This window comes from Mesorhizobium sp. M4A.F.Ca.ET.050.02.1.1 (assembly GCF_003997725.1).
GTDB lineage: Bacteria > Pseudomonadota > Alphaproteobacteria > Rhizobiales > Rhizobiaceae > Mesorhizobium.
In genome coordinates this window covers 1-2,298 of the sequence record NZ_RZSG01000890.1, presented here as the reverse complement: position 1 = coordinate 2,298, position 2,298 = coordinate 1, and the positions used below count along the sequence as shown (strand labels likewise).

Below are 2,298 nucleotides of genomic sequence, written 5' to 3'. Positions count from 1 at the left end.
CTCCGCGCTCGGTCCGCTCAGGCAGCGGGCAACGAAAGGATCCTTGCCCGGGCGGGCGGCGACAGCAAGTACCTCGTTGAGATAACCTGACTTCTCGGTGAAGCCATAAAGCGTCGTGCCGCCCGGCCCCGAGGTGCCGGGCTGGACGATCAGCGCGCTGTAGATCGGGGCGAGGCGGCCGCTCATGTCGCGCGACATCATCTGTTGCTCGAAGGACAGGAACACGATGTTCTTGCGTTCGCCCTTGTGGTTGAAGTCGTCGCGCGCGGCGGTGCTGTAGCCGTCCAGTTCGGGATAGCGCATGTAGAGGTCGAGACGCGAGGCGATGCCGTCGCGCCGTGCCTGCTCGAAGCGAATGAAATTGGCTGGCACGGCAATGACATTGTTGCCGATCACGACTTCATGGACGGTCGTGTCGTCAGTGTAGCCGGCCATGGCGATCGAGCGTCCCAGCCACTTGCCGCCGAGGCTGATTGCCACCGACAGCAGCGCCAGCGCCGCGAAGGTATAGAAGACCCGCTTCATCAGCGTGGAATCGACAACCTCGAATTCCGGGCCATTAACTGTCGCCGCCTGCTTCATCGCTTCCCCGTTACCTCGGCCGCCTGACATCCCGGATGTCCCCTGGCGGCACACATGGCGCGGCATGGCACTTGCAGCGCGCCTGTCGGGCGCGACTGTGCGACGTCATGGTAAAAGGAAGGTAAAGATGGGTGCTGTGGAGCTCTGGCTCTTTGCTTTCGCGGTCGGCCTCACCGCTAGCGGCATGGCCGGATCGACGATGGAACTGGCTTGCGGCCGACGGCTTGCCTTCACTGAACCCTACGTGTCGCCTTCACATATACTGCGATCGCTGGCCGCGACGGCATGCGCTGGACCCTTCATGCTCGCCAACGATGCGCTGGATGCCCACAGACGGGGCCGCATCACCATGCTTGCGCTGATTTCCTGCGGCTGCACGACGATAGCCTGGACGCTGGCGCTGGGTATCGTCCTGCTCGCCATTGCATCCTGGGCGACCGGTCTCCTAGGGTCGGCTCACTTCCCAGCGTGAGACGATTCGGAGACGGACAATGCCGACCTATACGATCGACGGAAAGGCTCCCACCTTCGAGGACGCCGACAGCAACTGGATCGCGCCGGACGCGACGCTGATCGGCGACATCAGCATCGGCCGCGATGCCGGCTTCTGGTTCGGTGTCGTCATCCGCGGCGACAACGAGCCGATCACCGTCGGCGCCGAGACCAATGTCCAGGAGCATACGGTGATGCACACCGATCCGGGCTTTCCGCTGACTATCGGCACGGGCTGCACGATCGGCCACCGGGCGCTGCTGCATGGCTGCACGATCGGCGACAACAGCCTGATCGGCATGGGCGCCATCGTGCTCAACGGGGCAAGGATCGGCAGGAACTCGCTGGTCGGCGCCGGCGCACTGGTTACCGAGGGCAAGGTCTTTCCCGACAATTCGCTGATCGTCGGCTCGCCCGCCCGCGTGGTGCGGGAACTTGACGAAGCGGCCGTCGCCAGGCTGCGCGGCTCGGCGGCGCACTACGTCGCAAACGGCAAGCGCTTCAAGGCCGGGCTGAAGAAGGCCTGAGTCCGCGACAGGTGGCGGGCATTGGCATCTCTCAGTGTTCATCCCGGCCAGGATTCGACACAGGCTTATCCAGCGCCCCGCGCAGCAATGCGGCGCCGGTTTCAAAGCCGGCATCGTCCGCTTCCTCCAGCGCCGTCGAACAATCATCGATGCGGGTCCTGAGCGCCGGGTCCGCGCCGGCCGCGAGAAGCAGGCGTATCGCCTCTACATCACGCATCGCCACCGCGTAGTGAAGCGGCGTCCAGTCGTTGACGCCGCGCATGTCGGGATCGGCGCCATGCTCGATGAGGGTACGGATGACGTCGTGCCTGTCTCGCCGCTCGGTCGACAGCGCTGCGATGATGGAAGGGAACCCGGCATGGTCCGCATAGTTCGGATTCGAGCCCGCCTCGATCAGCGCCGAGATGAAGGCAAGCGGGCTCCAGTAGATCGCGTACTCCAGCGGGTGGCCAAGGCCGAGCTCGAACGGCATGCGTTCGTCGAACCAGCGCGGCGCGCCGCCCAGGGCCGTGCCGAGAACCTCAAAGTCGCCGGCTTTGAAGGCATCGTCGATGGCCTTGAACAGCCGATGACGCTCACACCGGTCGTCGGGGATCTCCAGCATGGCTCTGATCCGCAATGATTGACCATATTGCTCTCAATCACCCCAGGCGCAAAGCCATTGTCGACCGGAGTGCTGCGCACCGCCAGAAATGGC

The 2,298-nt window shown here is 64.4% G+C and carries 4 protein-coding genes; 2 read left to right on the top strand and 2 right to left on the bottom strand.

Features of this window, described 5'->3' with window-relative positions:
- The coding region (locus EOA33_RS32755; RefSeq protein ID WP_127407507.1) for a hypothetical protein at nt 1–582 on the bottom strand (582 nt) is incomplete at its 3' end.
- A 127-nt stretch (nt 583–709) separates the two neighbouring features.
- On the opposite strand from EOA33_RS32755, the gene EOA33_RS32750 reads away from it, so the two are divergent.
- Both EOA33_RS32750 and EOA33_RS32745 read left to right on the top strand, forming a co-directional pair.
- Entirely contained in the window at nt 710–1,054 is a 345-nt protein-coding gene (locus EOA33_RS32750; RefSeq protein WP_127407506.1) for a hypothetical protein, read from the top strand.
- 19 nt (nt 1,055–1,073) lie between these two features.
- On the top strand, nt 1,074–1,601 hold the full coding sequence (locus EOA33_RS32745; RefSeq protein WP_126054351.1) for a gamma carbonic anhydrase family protein: 528 nt from the start codon (nt 1,074–1,076) through the stop codon (nt 1,599–1,601).
- A 31-nt stretch (nt 1,602–1,632) separates the two neighbouring features.
- Here EOA33_RS32745 and EOA33_RS32740 read toward each other — a convergent pair whose 3' ends face one another.
- Nucleotides 1,633–2,205 carry an ankyrin repeat domain-containing protein gene (locus EOA33_RS32740; protein ID WP_190234446.1) on the bottom strand — a complete coding sequence of 191 codons (573 nt, stop codon included), beginning with the start codon at nt 2,203–2,205 and terminating at the stop codon, nt 1,633–1,635.
- Nucleotides 2,206–2,298 lie beyond the last annotated feature (93 nt).

What these genes read in the sequence shown, in the direction of transcription:
- EOA33_RS32740 (WP_190234446.1), bottom strand. Translation starts at nt 2,205, where the DNA reads ATGCTGGAGATCCCCGACGACCGGTGTGAGCGTCATCGGCTGTTCAAG.
- EOA33_RS32745 (WP_126054351.1), top strand. Translation starts at nt 1,074, where the DNA reads ATGCCGACCTATACGATCGACGGAAAGGCTCCCACCTTCGAGGACGCC.
- EOA33_RS32750 (WP_127407506.1), top strand. Translation starts at nt 710, where the DNA reads ATGGGTGCTGTGGAGCTCTGGCTCTTTGCTTTCGCGGTCGGCCTCACC.